The sequence below is a fragment of the Chryseotalea sp. genome (assembly GCF_057350905.1).
Genome location: NZ_JBMRCF010000001.1, coordinates 903,441 through 926,696, shown reverse-complemented (window position 1 = coordinate 926,696; position 23,256 = coordinate 903,441). Strand labels below are relative to the sequence as shown.

21 protein-coding genes are annotated in these 23,256 nt (G+C 37.7%); 10 read left to right on the top strand and 11 right to left on the bottom strand.

Features of this window, described 5'->3' with window-relative positions; translation table 11 throughout:
• The first annotated feature begins 3 nt into the window (after window positions 1-3).
• The 4 genes from ACO1XM_RS04100 to ACO1XM_RS04085 all read left to right on the top strand — a co-directional run bounded on the left by ACO1XM_RS04100 (window position 4) and on the right by ACO1XM_RS04085 (window position 4,693).
• Window positions 4-1,887 (top strand): T9SS type A sorting domain-containing protein, encoded by a 1,884-nt coding sequence (locus tag ACO1XM_RS04100; RefSeq protein ID WP_486226100.1) that lies wholly within the window; start codon window positions 4-6, stop codon window positions 1,885-1,887.
• 1 nt (window position 1,888) lies between these two features.
• Complete coding sequence (locus ACO1XM_RS04095) at window positions 1,889-2,665, top strand: hypothetical protein (RefSeq protein WP_486226098.1); 777 nt, start codon at window positions 1,889-1,891, stop codon at window positions 2,663-2,665.
• A 12-nt stretch (window positions 2,666-2,677) separates the two neighbouring features.
• On the top strand, window positions 2,678-3,868 hold the full coding sequence (locus tag ACO1XM_RS04090) for a caspase family protein (RefSeq protein ID WP_486226096.1): 1,191 nt from the start codon (window positions 2,678-2,680) through the stop codon (window positions 3,866-3,868).
• Window positions 3,869-4,009: 141 nt separating this feature from the next.
• On the top strand, window positions 4,010-4,693 hold the full coding sequence (locus ACO1XM_RS04085; protein WP_486226094.1) for an aspartate/glutamate racemase family protein: 684 nt from the start codon (window positions 4,010-4,012) through the stop codon (window positions 4,691-4,693).
• A 154-nt stretch (window positions 4,694-4,847) separates the two neighbouring features.
• Here the strand turns inward: ACO1XM_RS04085 and ACO1XM_RS04080 are convergent, their stop codons facing one another.
• The 11 genes from ACO1XM_RS04080 to ACO1XM_RS04030 all read right to left on the bottom strand — a co-directional run bounded on the left by ACO1XM_RS04080 (window position 4,848) and on the right by ACO1XM_RS04030 (window position 18,573).
• Complete coding sequence (locus ACO1XM_RS04080) at window positions 4,848-5,489, bottom strand: DUF6503 family protein (protein ID WP_486226092.1); 642 nt, start codon at window positions 5,487-5,489, stop codon at window positions 4,848-4,850.
• Window positions 5,490-5,863: 374 nt separating this feature from the next.
• Window positions 5,864-6,265: a hypothetical protein gene (locus tag ACO1XM_RS04075; RefSeq protein ID WP_486226090.1), complete on the bottom strand. Its 402-nt coding sequence runs from the start codon at window positions 6,263-6,265 to the stop codon at window positions 5,864-5,866.
• Between the two features lie 94 nt (window positions 6,266-6,359).
• On the bottom strand, window positions 6,360-7,790 hold the full coding sequence (locus tag ACO1XM_RS04070; protein ID WP_486226088.1) for a PP2C family protein-serine/threonine phosphatase: 1,431 nt from the start codon (window positions 7,788-7,790) through the stop codon (window positions 6,360-6,362).
• 31 nt (window positions 7,791-7,821) lie between these two features.
• Entirely contained in the window at window positions 7,822-8,352 is a 531-nt protein-coding gene (locus tag ACO1XM_RS04065; protein ID WP_486226086.1) for a DinB family protein, read from the bottom strand.
• Between the two features lie 248 nt (window positions 8,353-8,600).
• The gene (locus ACO1XM_RS04060; protein WP_486226084.1) at window positions 8,601-9,635 is read right to left on the bottom strand and encodes a hypothetical protein; all 1,035 of its coding nucleotides are present in this window, start codon (window positions 9,633-9,635) and stop codon (window positions 8,601-8,603) included.
• A 94-nt stretch (window positions 9,636-9,729) separates the two neighbouring features.
• Complete coding sequence (locus tag ACO1XM_RS04055; protein WP_486226082.1) at window positions 9,730-10,734, bottom strand: PorP/SprF family type IX secretion system membrane protein; 1,005 nt, start codon at window positions 10,732-10,734, stop codon at window positions 9,730-9,732.
• Window positions 10,731-15,026, bottom strand: coding sequence for a DUF2341 domain-containing protein (locus tag ACO1XM_RS04050; protein ID WP_486226081.1), 4,296 nt, complete (start codon window positions 15,024-15,026; stop codon window positions 10,731-10,733). The genes ACO1XM_RS04055 and ACO1XM_RS04050 overlap by 4 nt, the downstream gene beginning before the upstream one ends.
• A gap of 226 nt (window positions 15,027-15,252) precedes the next feature.
• Window positions 15,253-16,956: a sensor histidine kinase gene (locus ACO1XM_RS04045; protein ID WP_486226079.1), complete on the bottom strand. Its 1,704-nt coding sequence runs from the start codon at window positions 16,954-16,956 to the stop codon at window positions 15,253-15,255.
• Window positions 16,957-17,128: 172 nt separating this feature from the next.
• Window positions 17,129-17,620, bottom strand: coding sequence for a hypothetical protein (locus ACO1XM_RS04040; protein ID WP_486226077.1), 492 nt, complete (start codon window positions 17,618-17,620; stop codon window positions 17,129-17,131).
• Window positions 17,617-18,000 (bottom strand): DUF1987 domain-containing protein, encoded by a 384-nt coding sequence (locus ACO1XM_RS04035; protein WP_486226075.1) that lies wholly within the window; start codon window positions 17,998-18,000, stop codon window positions 17,617-17,619. Before ACO1XM_RS04035 ends, ACO1XM_RS04040 begins: the two co-directional genes overlap by 4 nt.
• Window positions 18,001-18,015: 15 nt before the next feature.
• Entirely contained in the window at window positions 18,016-18,573 is a 558-nt protein-coding gene (locus tag ACO1XM_RS04030) for a SiaB family protein kinase (RefSeq protein WP_486226073.1), read from the bottom strand.
• Between the two features lie 208 nt (window positions 18,574-18,781).
• On the opposite strand from ACO1XM_RS04030, the gene ACO1XM_RS04025 reads away from it, so the two are divergent.
• The 6 genes from ACO1XM_RS04025 (at window position 18,782) to ACO1XM_RS04000 (ending at window position 23,252) form a co-directional block, all read left to right on the top strand.
• Window positions 18,782-19,318, top strand: coding sequence for a hypothetical protein (locus tag ACO1XM_RS04025; RefSeq protein WP_486226071.1), 537 nt, complete (start codon window positions 18,782-18,784; stop codon window positions 19,316-19,318).
• 170 nt (window positions 19,319-19,488) lie between these two features.
• Window positions 19,489-20,259, top strand: a complete 771-nt coding sequence (locus ACO1XM_RS04020; protein WP_486226069.1) for an isocitrate lyase/PEP mutase family protein — start codon at window positions 19,489-19,491, stop codon at window positions 20,257-20,259.
• A 383-nt stretch (window positions 20,260-20,642) separates the two neighbouring features.
• A complete protein-coding gene (locus tag ACO1XM_RS04015; RefSeq protein WP_486226067.1) occupies window positions 20,643-21,185 on the top strand; it encodes a DinB family protein in 543 nt (180 codons plus the stop codon).
• Between the two features lie 101 nt (window positions 21,186-21,286).
• Entirely contained in the window at window positions 21,287-21,928 is a 642-nt protein-coding gene (gene msrA / locus ACO1XM_RS04010) for a peptide-methionine (S)-S-oxide reductase MsrA (RefSeq protein ID WP_486226065.1), read from the top strand.
• A gap of 303 nt (window positions 21,929-22,231) precedes the next feature.
• Window positions 22,232-22,543 (top strand): hypothetical protein, encoded by a 312-nt coding sequence (locus tag ACO1XM_RS04005; protein ID WP_486226063.1) that lies wholly within the window; start codon window positions 22,232-22,234, stop codon window positions 22,541-22,543.
• A 31-nt stretch (window positions 22,544-22,574) separates the two neighbouring features.
• Window positions 22,575-23,252 (top strand): CBS domain-containing protein, encoded by a 678-nt coding sequence (locus ACO1XM_RS04000; protein ID WP_486226061.1) that lies wholly within the window; start codon window positions 22,575-22,577, stop codon window positions 23,250-23,252.
• Window positions 23,253-23,256: the final 4 nt, after the last annotated feature.

Here is a 23,256-nt window from a genome sequence, read left to right as displayed (position 1 = left end):
TGCATGAAAAAGATAATTACACTGTATTGTATACTGCTTAATGGTATAGCAATGGCGCAGCAAGTACACATTCCATTTCAAGCGGTTAGTGCCGGTGTTATGCCACGATTATCAGAAGTGGGCGCGCAAAAACATGTGGGTGCACTGAGTATACTGGGCGGCAGTCCGGTTTCAGGTTTTTACTCGTCAAGCAATTTTACATTTCGGAATTCTCCAGTCGATAATAGTGCACCATTGGTTAATTCACCCACTACACAATTCGTGTTAATAAAGAATAACACAGCAAAACTAACCGTTATTGCAAGTGATAATGTTGGTGTAGTCTCTGCCAAAATATTTTACAAACCCATTAGTGCAACCCCTGAAGCGTACCGCAATACGTTTCTTGAGATGCTTCCCAATAATGAATTTGGAGTTGATGTTCCTGATTTAGACAGCCCAGATAATTGGTACGATAACATGGGGATGGAATACTACTTCGAGATCAGAGACGCCTCTAATGTAAGTCGTTTTCCGGCAACAGGTACGTTACAGTCATTCTTGCGAGAGAGCGATGCCAGAATCCCTGCTTCCAATTTATCGTTTGGATCCAATGCAGAAAATTACAGGATTTTTTCAGTCCCCTACATTATTCAAAACAATAGTATTGCACGCATTTTCACGGATCTGGGAACAGAGAACAAAGCAGCATTTAGGATATACAGGTACGACACAAATGATGGCAAAGGAGATTTTAATGAATACGCAAATTTTACTAACATAGAGCGCGGACGTGGTTATTTTATTATTATTGGAAAACAAACTGCTTCGTTTTCCAATGGCATTGAAATTGAACCCCCTTCCCAGGATGCCCCTCCAAATTTTATAAGTAATTTATACCAACTGTCTCTTAAGCCTGGTTGGAACCTAATCGGCAATCCATATACTGTACCGATTAATTGGGAAGATGTAAAAGCGTTTAATTCTAGTGCTGAACTTAATAGTCTTTATGTATACAGAGGAAGTTATAGTAAATCTGATGAACTCAATTCATTTGAGGGCGGATTTGTGTATCTGGACGGCACCTCTGAAACAATTATTACAATCCCCTTCAAAGGCCAAAGCAATCCGCAGGCAAGAACGAGGGACATAACAATTGAAACTATTGGTGCGCATCAATGGAAGATTCTATTTACAGCTAAACAAGGCCAGGTAGAAAATTCATTCTCAGGTTTTGGTATGCATCCATCGGCCGCACTACAAAAAGACAAGTACGATGACCTCAATCCACCAGGCATAACGTCTGGTATGGAACTTCAATTTTTACACCCAGAGAGCAAACCCGGAAATTTTGCATTGGATATAGTACCCTTTAGCGACAAACATGTGTGGAGATTTAACGTTCAGGTAGCAAACCCATCTGAAGTAGAACTAACCTGGCCGGAGCTTCGTGTGCAGGAACATAGTGGCGTAGAGCTGTATCTTTTTGATATTCGAAAAAATACAGTAGTTGATATGACAAGCTCAAATTCCTACACATTTCACTCAATTGAATCGGGAGAGTTTAAAATCTATTATGGAAAAAAAATACGCGATGAAATAGCACCTGACCATATTCAGATTTCGTCACCCTATCCCAATCCATTTAATGATTCATATCCAGCGACCATTGCTGTTGGTCTACCCTATGAAGCAGCTTCATCGACAATTAGGTTTTCTGTTTTTACCTTAACTGGGGTTTGTATCTATACCGAAATGAACGAAACGCAAACAACACTCAGACAAATTAAATGGAATGGAAATAATAACAAAGGAGAATTAGTTGCCGATGGCATGTATGTCTACCGTATTGTCATTGGCAATCAGGTGCATACAGGACAATTTAGCAAAGTATCCCAAAATCATTAGTATGAAAATTCCCATCCCGTTATTGCAAAAATTTTTTACTACTGTTGCCTTAATTTCTCTGGTCTGTGCAAATAGCTATTCCCAAAAGGTAGAAATTGAGTGGACAGAAATTGCAAAGGATAAGATTATTGTTCACTACATCATTGATGACATAAATCCAATGCATGAATACCAGGTAAGTCTGTTTGCCTCACACGACAGTTTTAGTGCGCCTTTAGTTAAAGTATCAGGCGATGTCGGCCCCGAAGTAAAACCGGGCAAAAACAAAACAATAGTTTGGTACATTAAACAAGAGCTAGGTAATTACAAAGGCCAAATTGAACTAGAACTAACGGCCAGGATATTTGTACCCTTTCTTAAACTTGCTAATAGAACCATTGCAAAAAAGTATAAACGGGGAAAGAGCTATCCACTTGTGTGGACCTCAGGAAATCTTAGCGGTCACATTGATATTGAATTATACAAAGGAACAACTCGAATCAGTAGCGACCGTAACGTACCAAACACAGGGAAATTTGAATGGCTGGTTCATGCGCACATAAAACCAGCTAAGAATTACACCCTGAAATTCACGAATACAAAAAATAGAGATGAAGTTATCACCTCTGAGAATTTTGCAATAAAACCAAAGATACCCTGGACTGTGAAAGTGGGCGTGCTCACAATCATTGGAACAGGTGCTGTACTTCTTATACAACAACTAGCGGAAGGATCGGGAAATAGCAACAACGATTTAGTTGATATAACATCAGTAGGAGTACCCAAAAGTACAAATTAATTTTACCACACCATGAAACTATTACACACAACACTTGCCCTATTAATTCTATTCAATTCAGGAGCACAGGTAATTCGGTCAAAGACTGACAAAGTGTTAATTGATCTAACAGATTCTAAAAACGAAAAAAACTCAAGCTTTCCGAAAATAGTCTGGACATCACCAAAAAATGAAACGATTTTTCAAAAAGAGTTGAAGGCGAACTTAAACTTTACTGTATACTCCAAAAGCGTATTAAAAAATATTACGTTGAATTCATATAAGGTCGATGGAGAGATTAGAAAAACTCTTTTATCCAAAGTAATTAACCCAAAAGAAAGCGAAAAACACGAAATTGCAATCGATCAAAATGTCGTTTTTTCAGAAGGTGTAAACGAAATTGAAATTGTGGTAGAAAATATGGAAGGTATTCGTGCCTATGGTCAACGAATTTTTCATATTGGAGAAACTGCATTAGCAGATGCTTCGAAACTTAACAGAAAGGATTACGCACTTATTATTGTAACAGATAAGTATGATAATTGGCCCGAACTGGTCAACCCTGTTTTTGATGGAAACACCATAAGAAGAGAATTAGAAGAAGCGTACGGATTTAATACCGAAATAATAGAGAACCCATCGCAGGAAGCAATCTGGGCTAAACTGCGTGAATATGCAGAAAAGAAATATCAGCCATTGGATCAATTGTTTATTTTCTTTGCCGGACACGGTCATTATGATGACACATTCAAAGAAGGGTACATTGTAACCAAAGAGTCTCTACCTAACGATGCCTCAAACTCATCCTATGTATCGCACAACCGATTACGTTCTAATATTAACAATATTCCATGCGAGCATATCTTATTAGTAATGGATGTTTGCTTTAGCGGAACGTTCGATGAAGCCATTGCCTCAGCAAGAAGTGTGGAGAGCATTTACAAAGATGTATCGCAAAGCGAGTTTATCACCCGAAAGTTAGCGTATAAGACACGTAAGTATTTAACCAGCGGTGGTAAAGAGTATGTTTCTGATGGCGTGAAAGGAAAGCATTCTCCATTTGCCAGTAAGTTTATTGATGCACTAAAGACTAAAGGGGGCAATGATGGCATTCTCAGTCTTAACGAGCTTCTTAGTGGCATTGAAAAAAATGTGCCAGAACCTAAATTTGGGAAATTCGGGAACGATGCACCAGGTAGTGAATTTGTATTTGTTGTAAAGTAAGCAAGTGGAAATTTGGCTAACTTGCCAATTTACAGCCACAGCCTTCTTTCGGTGGTAATTTCAAGGAAAATAATCCTGAACGAATAAGAATAGTTAGGTTTTAACACACTCAATTGCCTTTAGAATTTAACATAATTACTAATGAAAAAAATTGGGCTTGTTGGTGGAATTAGTTGGGTTTCAACCATCGAATATTACAGGTATATTAATGAAGGAATTAACGAAAAAGTTGGTGGTTTAAACTTCGCTGAATGCATAGTTTATTCCCTCAATTTTGGAGATATCCAGGCTAAGGGTTGGAGCAATTCATTCGAGTTGTTGTATAAGGCTTGTCTTAGTCTTAAAAAAGGCGGTGCTGAAGTAATTGTACTCTGTGCCAACACTGCTCACATGATGGCGAGTAAGCTTGAAGAAGAAACTGGACTGCCCATCATCGATGTGATTACAGCAACATCTGATGCCGCACATAAACAGGATATAAAAAAAGTAGGATTACTAGGTACAAAGTTTACAATGGAAATGGATTTTTACAGGCTAAGTCTTAGGCAAGTGGGAATTGAAGCAATCATTCCTGAAAAGCAAGAAACACGCGATTTTATACAGCAAACACTTGTCGAAGAATTGGGGAAAGGAATCTGCAAAGAGTCTACAAAAAAAAAGTACATCGAGATCATTGATGAACTGGTTGATAATGGAGCCGAGGGTATTGTTCTTGGGTGTACGGAGATCCCTCTAATTATACATCAAAACGATGTTTCAGTTCCTGTTCTTAACACAACAAAAATACACGCAGAGGCGGCAGTGACTTTTTCTCTCTCTTTATAAATCTTGAAATTTTGCTAATCTTTTAACGAGTTGAGCATTCACAATTCTAATGAAAGCTCGTAAACAACTCAATGCTATAAAATAGTATTTAAATTAATAAGCTTTGAAACTATGAATTATCCCATTATTCATAGTTTGCCAATTTAAGGTATTTCTATTCTACTCTCAATGTATCAATTACTGCATTGGCAGGTCTGGCAAACAAAGAGTCGGGCGGTGCTTGTTCGTTAAGTAGTACATTTGTAAAAACTGCTGTAGCAAAAGGTTCTCCTTTTGTTCTACCGTTTTCATACTGATACCAATCAATTTTTGAAGGCACTAACAAGCCATTTACTCTTTGCCATTCTTTGTAGTGTCCAAACCCATATCGCTCAGCCTTTTTATTTGTAAAATAGGTCGCTGAGTACAGTATTACCTCCATCAAATTTGTTGTTACATCAAAATGAAGAAAATATTCATCATGAGGTGAGTCCCCTATACCTTTACTAAAACTACATCGAACAACGTTATACACTTTCCCGTTTGCCTCTTGTCGACCAAGGTCTTCATATTCAACTCCTGGATCTGTAATGATAAATGGTAAACTGAAAAAATACAAGTATAAACCATGATAAAATCGTGGCGGAGTTCTTGTAAATGCTTCTAATCGAGGAGTTACCCAGACATCATTCCCATCAAATCCAATCGTATAAAGGTTTGTTGATATTCTCTCTTTACGGTTCTTAAGATTTGTTACTTGCCGTTCAGGTTCTTCAAAGTCTTTTCCTCCCAGCATTCCATTTACAGTAAACTCCATTGTATTAATCTTATTCCACGTACCTAAGCCACCATGGGCAGTTAACCCTTGGGCAAGGCTTGTTGGAAACCGCGATGAGTCATAAATTGTTTTTGATTCTAATGATTCATCAACTATTGCATTAGGCTGTCGACAAGCGCAAAAGGTAACGAGTGTAAAAATTAGAAAAAAGCTTAGTCTCATTTCAATCTACCATAAATTCAAAACGTTATCAGTTTTTCACCAATGCATCCAGCATCATAACCTAAAACCATGGATTGTACTTGTTGAAAAAACTGATAACATTCAAATAACGTCATCTGCTTAATAATAAACTGTCGCTTTTATGACATAATGAATCTGTCACATTTTTGTAAAACAAATACCAGTATCAACTAGTTATTCTCAGTTTTAAGCCAAACCTCTGCTTCCTGCAGACTACTAAAAAATAACGCAAACTGATTGCTTCTCTGTTGTGCTAATTGCTCTGTATACATCTCCATTGACATCTGTGTATAAATGCTTTCAGGTAACACAAAAAGTATTTTTTCAGCACCAAACTCCACTAATTTATTTAGTTCACGTGCCGCATAGTCTGTAGCTTCTTGTGTAAGTGGTGCTTGCAATTGAGTATCTGCAATAATATATTTTACCTTGTATCGATGGCATAGTTCCAGCAATACGCTTATCTTTTCAATAAACTGGTCCGTGCTGATAACTCCGTACCAGGTAACAATTAATAATTTTCTATTGGAGAAGTACTCCATCTTTACTGAGATTGAATCATGAACTTTCATTTTTATGGGGATTAAATGCCAGATAGAACGTGCTTTCTGAAGATTGGATTGTCAGAAAAACTACAATAGATTGTACTTTTTGTTAACCAAAAAATCAAAACCTTACTCCCATTAAAAGCATATCATCAGTTTGTGGTGTTTTTTGCATCCATGACAGCAATTCTTTCTCAATACACTGCATCTGTTCTTTGAGGGGTAGCCGATGTATACTTTCTATTAGTGCTTTCAATCGCTTAGTTGAATATTTTTTTGAGTCACTCCCATCGTATTGATCAGTTATTCCATCGGTATAAAAGTAGAATGTGTCACACTCTTTTAGACTAAATACCATCTCTACAAAGGGTGATTTTTCACTAAGGCTAGACCCAATAAAATTTCTGCTTCCCTTAAATTCATGTAACACATTATCTCGCATAAGAATAAATGGCCTGCTGGCTGAAGAGATTTTCAGTGATCGGCTTTTTTTATCAATGACGCAAAGCGTCATCTCCATCCCTTCCATTGTTTCAACACCTCCCCCGCTTAGCATCTTTATTAGCTGAATATCAAGGTATTTTAAGATTAAACGCGGACTGTCGGACAGGGTGCTCTGAATAATCTGATTCAGCAAGCTTCCCCCAAGCATGCTCATCAGCGCCCCTGGCACACCATGTCCGGTACAGTCAGCAATAGCGAGATATGTCTTATCATTTGTCTGCATAAACCAGTAGAAATCTCCGCTCACAACATCGCGTGGCTTAAAATACAGAAAGAGGTCGGTAACGTGCTTCTGTATTTCATTAACTGCAGGTAACATTGCATGTTGTATTCTATGAGCATACTTAATGCTTGATGTAATCCCTTGATCTCTGGCGCGCAACAAATTATTTGTGCTGATAATTTCGTCACGTTGAGTTTCTATCTCGTCCCTCTGCAACTTTACTATTTCGCTGTTAGCTCTTAGTTCCCTTTCGTAGTTTTCCTGACTATACTTCAGCAAGGCCAGAGTCATTATTATTACAATCAGGCTAACTGAATAATAGATATATTTGACCATATCAGAGGATACCACCGGCTGAGGCGTTTCCAGATTATTCAGTAGAAAAACCGATAGCAGGTAGCAAGCAGCCACAAATATGGCAAATTGAATGGTACGCTTCGGTTGAGGAATAAATACGAATGTACCAGCCAGTATAGCAACAAACGCCAACTCGATATGGAGATTGGCACCATAATAGTAGACATGGATCAGTGTCGCTACGCAAGCGATACTAAAGTAGAGTATCTGCGCGGCCAGATAAAGATGATAATAGTGTAAAAGTGGAATTGTTATAAGAGCAAACGAAGTAATGAGTGCAGCAGTAAAAGGCAGGGCATGAATCTCACCATTGGCTAGCATCAGGCTAATAAAAATGGCTAAAGGACTATTTGAAATTATCAGTATGTTAAATAGGCGCAACGAACGTCTATGTGAGTTGGGCATGGCAGGTTGAACTCCTGCATTAATAATACTGCCCAGAAAATTGCTCTTGATAACGCTAGTCATTTCATTCTGTCACCTGAATATTCTATGCAGTCTAATCCTCTGCCAAATCTTTTTTTCGGATGGTAGATGCAGCTACTCCAAAGTTTTCAGGAAGCACAAGAAATGAGTTCACTTCTTTTAGGCCGATTCTGATCATTGCCATGTGATGGACAGCATGCTCAATATTATAGACAAGTTCCCGCTGATAGTTTGTTTCCAAGGAAACAGCTTCTAATCCATTGATATCGTAACTGAGCTCTAGACTAAGTACCTTTTCCAACCTGTGATAGCGCAATTGCTCGCTATTTTTTGCTATCCAACTGATCGCAGTAATTCGATCCGACTCGAGCAGAAAGTCTCGCCTTCGTTTATCATAGTTTACAATTCCATTAAAGTATCCCTGGTTCAAGCAACCAAAGAACTCCAAAATATGCCTTACATGCTGACCAATGCTTGAACCGTTTAAGACCTCTAGCTTAGTACTGTAGTCAGCATCTGACATTGAATTGATAGCAAATTCCAGTTGTTCCATGATTTGCTTTGCTGCTTTTCTCAGGTGCATACCATATTCATAATTTTTCATTAGCAAACTTAATTACTATAGGTTACCACGCTAGTCATTTTAGTTTCATTTCTCATTGGAAAAGCCATTTGACTCTTTGCTTTTCTAAATATTGTAATATTTATGACAGTCAGAGTGTCTCAATTTGAATGGAGGAGAATAAGCGTCTAAATTGATGAAATTAAACATTACTGATACCTCAGTAGTTTTTGAAAGGAGTATTTCTTAGCTAACGTTAAGGTTCAGGATTAGTCAATATTTTAAAATTGCTAATCCTGAATATCGAAAGTAAAGTCCAATTTCATTTTAACATCACTGATCAAAGTAACATTAATAGTCGGCCCATCTTCTTGAATTAATTGAAAAGTATTATCTACTGCATCTGTACCAAAATATAAGGGCTTTTGGTATTTGCTATCGCTATGTTGATTATTCCGATTGTTTGGATTAGGGTAAATATCGAATTGGGTAGTTACTTGATCAGTCTCGACAGCAGTAAGAGTGCTCACCGTTAACGTACGACTTACTGATTCCGTAGGATGGCAGTTGTTGTTACCATCCTGAAAAACAGTGATAACTGTTGCTCCAATGCCATGTAACAAAACCACACTATTATGTATTGATGCAACATTTGTATTGCTACTTTCAAACCGAAGGGGCAAGCTCCTTGAACTTAACGACATTAATTCAATGAGATCAAAATCTTCTAGGGTAGTGCCAAAGTCGGAAAATGTGATTATTTGATCCGCTTTGTTCACAGTCAGAGTCTGCAGAACTTCTGATGCTGTTTTGTAGTTTTCATTTCCGTTCTGTATAGCTCTGACTAACGTAGTACCTGCACCTACAATAGCTACCTGGATTCCATTTATGATCGCAACCGAAGGATCCAAGCTCTCAAAGCTTACTGGGATCCCTGAACCGGCAATTGCTTCTATCTCAAAAGTACCATCCCCAAAAATTCGTTCTGCCAATGAATTAAATGTGACAGACTGATCTGCACTATTTACTACCAGGATTTGTTCAACATCAGCAGGATTAAAGTTTTCGTTACCCGATTGAATAGCTTTAATTACTGCAGTACCTGCAGCTACAATAGTCACCTGGCTTCCATTTATGGTGGCAACCGAAGGTTCCGAGCTCTCAAAGCTTACCGACAACCCTGAACTGGCCACTGCATTTATCTCAAAATCACCATCCCCAAAAATTCTTTCTGCCAATGAATTAAATGTGATAGACTGATAACTGCGAAAGGTTGTCGCTGAGGCTTCAATAGAACGTATAGATCCTCCGTTAATATTTAACACGCTTACAGCATAAGAATAAAGATTACCACTTATGGATTTAGATCTAAAAATTAGTTTTCTGTTTTGAGACACTACCGTTTCCAGTGCAATACTGCTAGTATCTTCTCTTAAGCCCTTTGCCTTTCAAATATTTACTTTTAAAAGATTGCACTTTCTTTCTCTCTTGAATTCCTTTTTGCTTACCATACGGGAGGTGTGTGATACATTCACTAAGAAGTCTTTTCCGCTCAGCATAAGATGAGAAATCGATTCTTAATGTGAACTCGCTTGTTGAACCAAGCTGAGATCTGATTCCTGATGTATTTAATTCATGAGAATATGCTACCATCACTTTTTCAAAAATATAAAACCCTAGAGTTCCATTGATTGCATTACCTTTTCGTACAGCCGCTCCTGCAATTATTTTTTCTGCATATGTGTAGAAAACACCCAAGTCCCACAATGTATAAAGTGGCGAAAATTTCCTCAATGAAATGTATGGATCAAAAACATCCTTCTCGCTTCGGACCGGAATACTACCTTGCAGGTAGGTGGAAAAGTAATTTGAAAACAAATCAGAGCCACTTTTTACCCATGAAGATGCAATCTTATTGAGCGCAAATCCGGATTTGATGTACCGAGTTTGATAGTGCACACCAAACGAAACATCAAAAGCAGGAATTCTTGAACGGTAGTCCTCTAACACCGGATCTATAACGGTAGGATTGACGCTTGATGGCTCAGAGATAATAGAAGTGCCAAATTCAGTTGACACTCCAACCGAAATTGCTTTGAACTTATTTCTTATATGGTATGCAAAGGCTGCTGTGGCAAATGAATTCCGAATTACGTTCACCTTCTCCTGAAACAAGTTAAGGCCAACACCACAGCGATATCCCGAAAATGGCGTATGTGCACTCAAAAAATGATCTTCAGGGCCACCCTCTATATCTGCATAGTTTCTTCGATAAGTATACGTTGCAGAACCTGTTGTTTGTCCTGCCAAGGCTGGATTGTAAAAAAATGAATTAGTTAGTTTCTGAGAGAACAAAGGTATATCCTGGCACACAGCTGGCACACCGATAAGAATGCCCACAAATAGTATTAACGATCTCATCATTTACTCTTTAAAATTGAAATCATCTGCTTTTTACGCTTTGTAACAGTTTCGTTGAAAAGCTGGTACTCAAGTAAACAGATGTAATTACCAGGAACTAATTGGTTGAAGTCTATGATATGTTCGCCTCCATCTGGATCGTCAAAGTTTTTAAAGTTTGTCCATTGTTTCACAATAACTCCGTAACGATCAATAAGAATTACTTTATTCTTATTCGTGAACTGAATATTTTTTATGTAAAAATTATCATTAATCCCGTCCACATCATAAGGTGTTATCAGATTACTGATAATCATTTCATCGTCATAAACTGTAAACTTTCTGGTACTCAATGAAGATACCCCACATATCTGTACGTTTATGTTTCCTGTTGTGGAACCTTCTGGAACTTTACATTCAATTTGGCTTGTGGAGGAGGATAAAACGACTGCGCTGACGCCATTAAATGTAACAAAATTGTCTTCAGGCACTTCACTAAAATTACTTCCTTGAATGATAACAATATCGTCTACTTGTCCTTCATTAGGCGATATGGATGTAATTACAGGTGTAAGTTTGTTGGTGTAATGCCCAGTTAGCGGTGCACTTGAAAGGTATTGGATACAAAGCCCTCCTCCGTTAAATGAGTATATAGCGTAATAATAATCTATACAGGGTCCAATAATTGTTTCAGTAAAAGAAAGATTGGGTCCTACATAAGCAACCGTCCCATCACTTAGTATTGACCCTGTAGTGTAGAATACTCCATCAGCAGGTACGGATGTTGGAGCGGAACCATCTTTTCTAATTACAATATAGCCTGAAGGTAATTCTGACGCTGCACGGTAACTTACAATTACTGACGATGAGCTTGATCCTGGTGAGAATACCAGTGAGGTCGGCTGAGAAATCGGACCTTGTGCTTGAGCTTGTGTTTGCTGATTGCCTGTAAGGGGAGCTGTAGTCAGGTAACCCACGCAGGCTCCACTCCTTTTGTATGCATAAATTTTATAAAAGTAATTAGTGCAACTTTCCAATGAGGATTCATGGAACATTCGCTGTGGTCCGGTGTATACTATTATGCCATCACCTAACGGTGCGCCTGCTACATAGGTAATCCCATCAACGGGAACGGACGTTGGTGGAGAGCCCTCTCCCCTTATTACTAAATAGCCGGTGGCTAAATCGAAAGAGGTACTAAAGCTCACATCCATTTCAGCTGTAGTGACATTAGAAAATTGCATTCCAGTTGGTTGGTAAAGGGGCTTATCTGGAAGTGTCTGTTGGTTTCCCAAAAGTGGTGATGAGATTAGGTAATCAATACATATGCCATCCTGGTAGTAAGCGTAAACTGCATAATAATAGTTTGTGCAACTCTGCAATCCATCATCAATGAAGGTGCTTAACGCTCCAGTGTATGCAACGACTCCATCTGTTCCCACCATATCGCCCTTCGAATAATTGATTCCATCTTGCGGAGGCGAAAGGGGTCTTGAACCAATTTTCCTGACAACGATGTAACCAGTAGGTTCCGTTGCAGGTGCACTATACCGAACCTCCATAGACGAAATTCCAATCGGTGAAAGTATCAGCGACAAAGGCTGCAAAAGTGGCTCACGTGAAGGTGTAAGTCTGCTGCCAATAAGGGGCGAAGTATTAAAATAATCAACACAAGCACCGTTCTCAGTATAAGCAAAAATACTATAATGATAATCCGTACAGGGTAAAATTGATTCGATAAACGATAAGTCAGATCCCTTATATACGATCATGTCGTTTCCAACAGTTGTTCCCATTGTGTACGCTTCTCCATCTGCAGGAACAAAAGCAGGATCAGAATTAATGTTTCTTAGAACCAAATAGCCAGTTACGACACCAGTAGCCGGAGAATATTCAATTCTCATTTGTGAGCTACTTAAAATTGAAAAGCGAAGTGAAGTTGGTTGGGTTGCTGGCGATTGAGAAGAGGTTTGTTGAAATCCTGAAAGCGGTGATTGAACAAGGTAATTAATGCACGATCCGCTTTGGTTATAAGCATAGACACGATAGAAATAGTTTGTACAGCTTGTGAGCATCATGTCAGTAAAGCTATTTGATGACCCCACGTATGCTATTACTACATCGTTACCGGTTATCTGTTGCCCCGTAGAGTACAAGGTATTGTCCGTTGGCGAAAAAGATGGAGACGACCCGACACCTCGTACTACTAAATACCCTGTAGTACCTGAAGACATAGTGTATTGCACGTTCATTGACGAAATACCTACACTTGTAAATGTTAACGATGTTGCTTGAGCAGTTGGTTCATCCAACAAAGTCTGTTGGTTTCCAGAAAGTGGTGATGTCGTCAGGTAATTGATACAAGAACCATCCTCATAATAACTATACACATTATAAAAGTAATTCATACAACTTGTCAGTGAAAAATCATAAAACGAAGTTCCAGCCCCGACATAAGCAACTATTTCAGTTGGATCTGTTGGATTCATCGTTGCTCCAATTCCATAACGAATTCCATCATCAGGAACAGATGAAGGTGGTGATCCCATCTTTCGTACTACTAAATAACCTGAAGGTATCGTTGAAGGTGCTGTATACTGCACTTGCATAGAGGTGCTGGAAGGACTAAATCTTATTGAGTATGGTTGAGTGGTTGGTTCGCGAGAAGCTGTCTGCCAATTTCTGGAAAGAGGTGATGTAGTGAGGTAATCAATACATGAACCATTTCGACTGTATGCAAATACGCTATAGTAATAGCTTGTACAAGGTAAAAGCGATGATTCCTGAAATGATACATCCGATCCATTATACACAACTATGCCACTACTAGTTGTTGAACCGAATGCATAGTCTGTACCATCAACAGGCACGAATGTTGATTGTGATCCTATGTTTCTCACAACAAGATAACCCGTAGTAGTTGAGGCCGATGTGGCGTTGTAACTAACTGTTACTATTGAAAAGTCACTACCTTGGGCAAAAGTCATCATGGACGGTTGCGAAACTGGTTGCTGAGAAGATGTCTGCCGGTTTCCTGCCAGTGGCAAGTCGACCAGGTAGTCTATGCAAGAAGCACTCTCGTTATAAGCAAAGATTCGATAGTAATAATCTGTACAAGGAGATAAAAAATTATCAGTAAAGGAAGTAAGTGGTCCTGCATATACAACCACTTCGTTACCAGTTACCAATCCGCTATAGTTATTTCCATCCTGCGGCACAAAGCTTGGAGCTGAGCCGGATTTTCGAACAACAAGATAGCCTGATGGAGCAATTACCGGGGGTGTGTAGCTTCCTGTAATCGAACTTGAAGAAGCTGACAGCGTTAATGATGTTGGCTGAGATGCAGGCTGCGAAGGGGAAATCGCGCCTACCATCACTGTCGGTTGCACTGAGGGGTAGTTGAAATAAAAAAGACTATCAAATCGGGCACTGTGACCAGATGAATAGAAAGTGAAATTTGTCGCATTGTAGCTAGCTGCACTGTACGCAAAAACATCACTTTCATAATCATCAAAATATAGTTTTGCATTACCGCCAGATAAAGCCATTCGCACCTTATGCCAACCAATTGATAAGGGCGATCGATCAATATTTAATGGATTACCTAAGTTCCCATTCAAATACCACCTTACCTGATACCTTGTGCCAATACTATTTACGTACCAATATTTATCTGCATATGAGCCACTACCTTCTCTTACTCCTACTAATAAAGATTGTGTCCCAATAATTCCACCCCAGAGGTTTGTGCTTGTTCCCGTGAACCCGTCTTCATAAAAAGAAAATTGTATGTACACATTATCCAAAGGAATTGCTGCATCAGTATAATTAGGTGGAGTATTTATAGGACCTGAAAAATTGGGAAAAACGCTTCGTGGATCATTTGCATACGTTAGTAAGGGGTTACCATGACGAACGTATATTGTTGTACTTCCAGTAGGTAAGTTTGGTGCTATCTTTACCCAAATACGTGTTTCTGAAGAATTTAAGCCACTCTCAATCCAATGAGTATAATATATGCCACTATTTAGTGAGACCTCAAATCGTAAATCTCCACCATCAGCACGTAGTTTGCCATCATTGATTAGTACTTGTGTATTTAATGTTACCAATAAGGGGTAATTATTAAGTACACCTCCAGGGTTATTAACTGTAACTGGTGTATAATACCAGCATACCTGGGCTGACACAATGTTAGAAAAGATGAACTGTACTAAAAGCAAGAATAGTGTAAGTTGTACCCTTGCCCCCAGTTTCTCTTTTAAAAAGCATTTTTGAAACGCTAATGAAGTTTGTTGGCTTGCCGTGAAATACATATTATCCTTTTCTTAAAATCTGGATGTAACGTAAATCTTGATTTATTTTGACGAGCCTGCTAAATTGATGAATAGAGAATGGGTGCACACGCATTTTTAGCCACTCTGCTTGTACTCCTAAGCAATTGTACACCTAAAATACACTGCTAATGATGATCTTGAACCTGTAAATAGGGTTGAGTTCTAACCAAAATCTGATATTTTCAAAGAAAAGAACCTTCAAAAATTAAATCTTAACTGCTGGATTAGTGAGTTGATTGATATTATTAATAGGTAATGTAATTGTAAATGATGTGCCCTCACCCAACTGAGAATTAACATAAATGGCGCCCTCCAATTTATCAACAACTTCCTTGACTATATATAGACCAATACCCGAGCCTGGTCCAATGTCCGTTGCTCTGAAGAACATGTCAAATATTCTCGGTAAAAATTCAGAATGTATGCCTCTTCCATTGTCTTCAATGGTTATATGCTGATTTGTACAATTCAGGGTATGTGTCAATTTGATAAACGGCTGACTCTTTCCTGGATTATAGTATTTTATACTATTTGCTATCAAATTGCTGAATATCACTTTTACTCTATGAACATCGCAGGTAATTTCAAGATCTTCAGGTATAGCAAGTTCAATAGCAATAAATCGCTTGTTCTCCATATAGTCAAGCTCCTCAATAATGGAGTTTAATAACTGATACAAATTAACTTTTGCCAGACTGACAGTACTTCTGGAATTTCTTGAGTATGCCAGCACATCGTGAATAAAGCGATCCAATGCTGTTGCTCGCTCTCCCATCATTACGATAAATTTCCTAAGTTCAGTCTCATTGCTTGAGGTTTTTGCAAGGTTAACAAGTCCCAAGATGGAACTTAGTGGTGCCCTTACATCATGAGATACATGGTATACAAAATTATCAAGTTCCTCATTGGCCTTCAATAACATTTCATTTTGCTCGATAATTTTCTTCTCTGTCATTTTACGGTCATTGATGTTCATAAGTGATCCGATCATCCATCGAGGCATATTTTTGGTATCTCTGTCAATAATTGATGATGCTGATAACCAGATATACTCTCCTGATTTTGCTCGAACTCTGTATTCTAATGAAATAGTATCGCCATCTGCTAATGCCTTTGTAATCTTTCCTATAAATTTTTCTCTGTCTTCGGGATGTATTAAGTCGGCCGACTCTTCAAAAGTGTACGCTCTGTTATCTTCATAACCCAGCATACGATTAACTTGTGGATTCGGTGGCACACGGTTGTTAATCAAATCATACTCGTAAAGTATAGCACCTGATGCAGAATGAATAATTTCATACTTGCGTAATTTATCTTTAAGTTCATTGGTCAGATCTACCAGTTTTTGTTCAGCGTAGTACTCATGTCGTACAGGTATAAATACAATTACAATGCCTGTTGTCAAACACATAGTATAGCTTATTAGAAAAATCGTTACATCATAGTCAGAAGAAAAATAAAGTCGCTCTGTCGTGATTAACCAAATGAATGATCCAAAAAAAGAAAGACAACAAATGAAAATCATTAATATAGAGAAAATTTTTTCTCTATATGTAAACAACATTATAGAGGTAATGGCAATAAATATGTAAAACCAAAGGGCAACTGGATTACCCTTGATTACTAATGTGCCAGAGACCATCAATAGAGAATTTACAGGAAGCAGTAATCTGCTGACCAAGTGATGCCCTCTAACATTAAGAAAAAATATGATTGCATAAATAATTAGAACTGAGGCAAATAGTGGTAAAGAACGCCAGTCTCCAAAGTAAATATCCAACAGCATCACCACAAAAACAAAGAGAACAGAAACCACTGATAGCGTATTATTAAATTGAACCTTTCGTTGAATTGCTTGTGTCAGCGAATTCATTTGCGCTTCAGACAGTATGTCAAATACTCTTTTCATAGCCTTTGCTCTATCAACCGAAAATTGGGTGAATTTTATTGACCAAAATGTGCTATAGATGACAAACTTTTACTGAATGAGAACGAATGAGTTCTGGTTGGATATATAAATGACTTCAGAATGTCAGAGCAACCACCAAGTATGAGAATGTTTTTCCGTTTTCGTCTGGAGATTATGTGAACTGTTTCTTTATGTTATTTTTTAACAGCCTTGATTCGAGTAGCGTTTCTGCTGGTTTTAGAAGAAGCACAATTGATAACTTCAACAAAAATCCAAGGAGCATACCATTACCTAAAAAGTCAATAACGGGCTCAATAAAAAATTCTTCCAATACAAAAAGAATTACCGCTATGGTATAGATAATTGCTCGTGCGCGATTACTTACACGAGCTTTGGTAAGCTCAGTTAATACTGATTGTAATTGCGTATTTTTTGTATGCAAATCATGATTAACTGACTCTAATTTTTTTTCCAGTCTATCGCTAATTTTTGTAATAAACTTCGCCTGGTTTAGTAACTCCTCATAACTATTAACAAATTTAGAGAATTCTTCACGTGTGTAAATATCAGTCGAGCTTTGTGATCGTCTACCAAATGCCAAATTTCGGTACCTCTCCAATATTCGTTCTTCAGTATCAAAGAGTTGTTTTTCTTGTCCATTCATTCTACACTTCTAGTAATTAAGTTGAAAGGTATTCTTAGCAGTTCACTAAAATCAAGCCCTGCATCTTTCATATCTTCATCTTCACTTTCATATTGCCATTCAATAGAAAGATCAAATCCCATTTTTCTGACAGTGCACAATTTTTTCAAAAGCTCGAGTATGCATTTGGATGAGCTGGTGTTAAAATATTCAAAAAAGATAACCACATGCGTACTACGTCTGGGGGTAACTACATAATTATCAACCCAAGAACTTATTTTAGCATAATACTCCGCAGGGTGTTCTGGGGTGGAACGTCCATTGATTTCGAACTTACCAGTTGTGTAATCAAAATTTACAGAAGGTGTCGAATTTGTTGGTGGTATAATCAGGGATTCCATAATAAAAATACGTTGTTAACTAAGCTCAGCTGATTTTGGGATTGTGATAAAAAAAGAGAAAATTGAATAATGATCATTAATTTTCTCAAATGCATATTTAAGCTTCTGCCCAGATTTGCGGGCAATGTCTATAAATCCCAAGCCTGCAGTTCCTTTCGCAGAAAATTCTCCATTGTCTAATATCTTCTTATATGATATTCTTAAATCTTCAGGTGAGAGTGAATTGACAACGTCAAGCCACCCTTTCAGCTCGTGAATCCTAACATTAGCTACCATATTCCCAGTTCGTATAAGATAGCCTCCCTCTTCACAAGTCAACAATATTAGTGTTATATTATCCTCACACGAAATCATTCTATCAAAATCCTGATGATGCGCAATGTTCTGGATACATTCTAACATTACATTATAAAGTTTCTTCCGAATTCTTAAATTTTGCTCTATGCATTTCAAGCGTGGCTCCACTGTATCCATTAGCGCACTTACCAATGGTCCGGTAATCTCTCCTTTATAAGTCAACATAATATTTTGATCATGCATTTTCCTATAAAAATCTTTGTACCTGTTCATCATGTTTAATAATCAGATAATTTATATCACAAGAATAGTAGGTATTGTGTACAACGAGTGTCAGATTTTAAACATTACAACAATTTAGAAAAGTCTTCGGTCCTGATTATGTTTCTTGTTTAAAAAGATTAGGCTTTGTCGACTATCCGACAATATCAGTAAAGAGACATCTGCACCTTAACAACTCTTCACTAAATTCATATTCAAATCCATGCAATTTTATACAAAAATGTTGCTTATTGATAATAGAGTAACTAGTCTAAGTCTCCTGTTCCTGTTAACAACTAACTTATTGCTCGGCCAGCAGAAAATCAATACGGAATCGGTTAGCGAAATTACATTTCTTAAAAAAGTTAAATTTTCTACCGTCTTTATAGCAGGACAAGATAAGAACAATATTAGAGCTTGTAATGGTAAAGTTTGCCATCCCAACGGGGTGTCAGTCACCTCTATTCAGCGACTCATATATCCTAAAGCCAAAATTCAAACAATTGGAGACTGTAAAGTAGAAATGGAAATTGCTTCAGACCATCTAGTAAAATATAGTATTCTGACAAAGGATAAAAAGACAACGGAAAAACTAAGCGAATCAGTTTTAAAGTTATTAGGCACTCCTTCATATGAAAAAGATGGAGTAAAAACCTGGATTCAGATGCAAACAGACAAGAAAAGCATTGCATCCACATGGACATTAACAGCAGACGCGATGACAGGAAGTTTTGTAAGTTGTTTTGATGACTTCCTATAAATATCAATTTGTATATGTTTTTTGTAGCACTTGTCAGTAAAGGTATACCTACAACTTACTTTAAAAGTAAGCTTTCCCCCGAAAGGTTTATACAAATAAATTTTTGTCTTGCGCAATTTTAAGGTTCAAATTTGCGCGATTCAGCTTATAGTTTGACCCAAAATAATTTTATGAATTCCTTTGAGAACTTTTTTCAATTACACCATAACACCACACCACTATTACTTGGTAATATTTGGGATGTCAATAGCGCCAAATTGTTTGAGGCGAACGACTATCAGGCAATTGGCACCTCCAGCCAGGCAGTAGCCAATACTTTTGGGTATGAGGATGGAGAAAAATTGGACTTTGAAGCACTGTTTCAATTGGCAAAAAGAGTTGCCCAGGTTGTGCAAATTCCGCTCTCGGTAGATATTGAGGGTGGGTTTAGCCGCACTACTGATGGCATTATTAAAAACATAAGTAGACTTCATGATGTTGGCGTAGTTGGAATAAACCTGGAGGATACTATCGTAGACACTACTCGTCAATTTCAACCTATTTCGAAATTTCAAAAAATTCTTTCTACTGTAGCTGATTACATTGGTCAGAATAATCTTAAAGTATTTCTAAATGTAAGAACAGATGGATTCCTTTTAGATATACCTTCAGCACTTACTGAAACAGTATCAAGAATCAAGGCCTATGAAAATTACGGGGCATCTGGAATTTTTGTCCCATGCGTCACACGTAAGGACGACATAAGTGAGATAGTGAGAGTGACACACCTTCCGATCAATGTGATGTGCATGCCTGGATTACCAGATTTTGAAGATTTAAAATTATTAGGCGTAAAAAGAATCAGTATGGGGCCTTTTGTGAATAATTATGTAAATCAAAAGGCGGATGAGACGATTAAGGAGATAATGCGGCAAAACAGTTTTTCGGCACTCTTCACATAATTTTCATACAAGACAAAATCAGCAAACGTATCAGCTTAACATAGCCCTTTTGTGCTCCAAAATCAGTTTTGCAAAAGCTATCCCGGGAATGCTGTAAGTTCTTCATCTCATTTCTTATATTTTGAAAATCGAATTGCATATTGCATGAAGTCCATAGATAGGAAGTAAGTACTTTTTTCCAGAAGAATTTCATTTCTGAAAAATCACTTTCTTTAATATTCTATAAAATCGCATACTGTAGCAATGCAACATCAGCGGATGCGGCATTCACGTAAACCAGTATTCAAATTTCCTTTTATTGTTCAATGATTTCACATTTGACATAAATATGACATTTCCCAGGGATTTTCAGCATTACATTAGTTTGAAAATATCCCTACATCATGATAGACAAAGCGAAAAATTACATTATCCTGCTACTTCTTTTAGTCGCATTCAGTAGCAGTGCACAGATTACAAACAGCCAGCTGATTCAGTCAATAAAGGATTGGGAGCGCGCCAAAGAATATACCCGAGAATACCTGATTGTTGTATCCGAAGATGGATTATTCTTTAGACCAACCGCTGAAATGAGGACATTCGCAGAGCAATTACTTCATTTAGCAGAGGACAATTACTTTTTTACTTCTATGGCTTTAGGAAAGTTAAGTCCTTATAAATTTCAGGAATTGGAAAAAAACAAAAATTTTAAAACAAAGGATGATATTATCAAAGTTGTGATGGACAGCTATGACCATGTAATTAATGCTCTTAAGGACCTGGGAAGTGATGACAAATTTACTGAAGTCATTAAATTAAAAGACTTTGAATCAACACGTCAAACCATAATCAACAAAGGGTTTGAACATCAAACCCATCATCGTGGGCAAACGACTGTTTATTTACGTTTAAAGGGCATCAAACCACCAGATGAGAAACTATTCTGATGTGAAAATAGTGAATTCAAATTGATTCCGAATTGGATTAGATTAATTAGTCGAGTATTAGCAAGCTGTTTTAAGCTTACAACAAAAAATGTATGCAGAGTATGAAATTTACAGTCACAACCATCACAGCAATTATTATTTCCAGTGCGTTTTTAACTTGTCAGGCCCAGCCCAAAAAGTACAATAAAGTGCGTAAGGTTAACCTTTCAGCTCCTGAAGGAAAAGCTATTGCAGCATTTGCCGAAGGATGCTTTTGGTGCTCAGAACATATTTTTGAGGCTGTCGTGGGAATCGATTCAGCCGTTTCTGGTTATGCCGGTGGCACTACACCCAACCCAACTTATGAACTTGTAAACACTGAAACTACGGGTCATGCAGAAACGGTGCTTGTGTATTACGACCCTAAAGTAATCAGCTACACTGAGCTTACAAGAATTTTTTTCTTATCGCACGACCCGACAACCCGCGACAGGCAGGGACCTGATCATGGCTCGTCCTACCGGTCTATTCTATTTTACCTGACTGTCGAAGAAATGAACATAGCAAAACAATCGGTAAAGAGTTTTTCTCCTCAATTTAATAATGCCATTGTAACGGAAGTTAAGCAGTTAACTGAATTTTACAGGGCGGAGGAGTATCATCAGGACTATATTAAGCATAATCCTTTAAATCAATATGTACAAAATGTATCGCTACCACGATTCGAGTTGTTTAGGAAAAAGTACAAGGGAAGACTTAACTGATGCTGGTGGTTACTAAAATTACTCTTTGTGTATAATGTAATTCTTTCTGAAATGCAGCAATAGTGGGTCTAGTTAGTGGTTCTTTCTGAAATCCATATCAGAGTATCGAGAAAGCATATTTCAAATTAGTTTTTAAGTCAACTTCTAAAACATGCAATAGGGCATCCTGAACATTCGCACACATTACAAGGAGGAGGTGTTTTAATGGATTCAGTTATGACTACATAACACCGTTTTTAATCTTTATATTTCAAATTCTGCGGTCTAATGAAAAAACACTCAAGTCATAAATACTCAATCAGTTTGGCATTTGAAGAGATAAAGCTCCCTCCTTTTCAGGATATATTAGTACTTGGCAAAAATTCACAGCATGGAAAAATTGGCCTGCATAAGTCGTTTGACCTTCTTGCCCCAAGCGGTTTTGAAGTTATTGAGGTTGAGCATGAAAAAGTAGAAGCTGTTTTTGTAAATAAAAGAATACTCACGAAAATTCCACAAGAAAAAGTTCTGCAAATACTCACCCTTAAGGTGTTCCCTTTTATATCGGAAGGCGAGCTACTCAAGCTTGATTTTAAGGTTTCAATTTCTTACCTGAATATTGAAGAGGAGTTTTAGTTAATATCAGGAATAAACGAAATGTAGCTATATGACAATTGCACCTTTCATAAAAACAGACTATACAACAATTTCACCCTATAGCGGCACTTTTTTAAATAAAAGTAAGCTGCTTAAGGCCGGAGCGTTAGTTGTAATAGATGATGATGCTGAACTGGGCTCAACTGTAATCGGAGTTTTAACCCCTGATGATATACTTCGCAAACCTTTTAATCTCGTTATTGATTGTCTTAGTCAAAAGCCTGTGGTATCATCAAATGAACTGCTAGAAGAGGCAGTAATTATCATGCTAAGAGAAGATGCAGAGGTACTCCCGGTTTACTCAGATGATAAATTTGAAGGCATACTATTCAGATCTGATCTTGTGAAATTCATTGCCAGTCAACGCAGTGATGATCAAAGCAAAATAGTTGAGAATTCAGTAATCCTAGCATCGCTAAACAAAAAATTTGAAATTTCTAAACAAGCGCTCATTGAAATTTGCCACATCCAGTCGCACGAAACGAGGCAACCCGTTGCCACAATTCTTGGTCTTCTGAATTTAATGGATGGATCATTGCTCTCGGAACAGAACAAAGAAATTCTCGAAATGCTTACAACAACCTGTGAAAAATTAGATGTAATTATTAAAGGCACAGTAATTAAAGCAAATCATATTTACGACAGGGTTACAGATGGTAACATGACACTAAGTGATGGTGGTCAGTAAACAG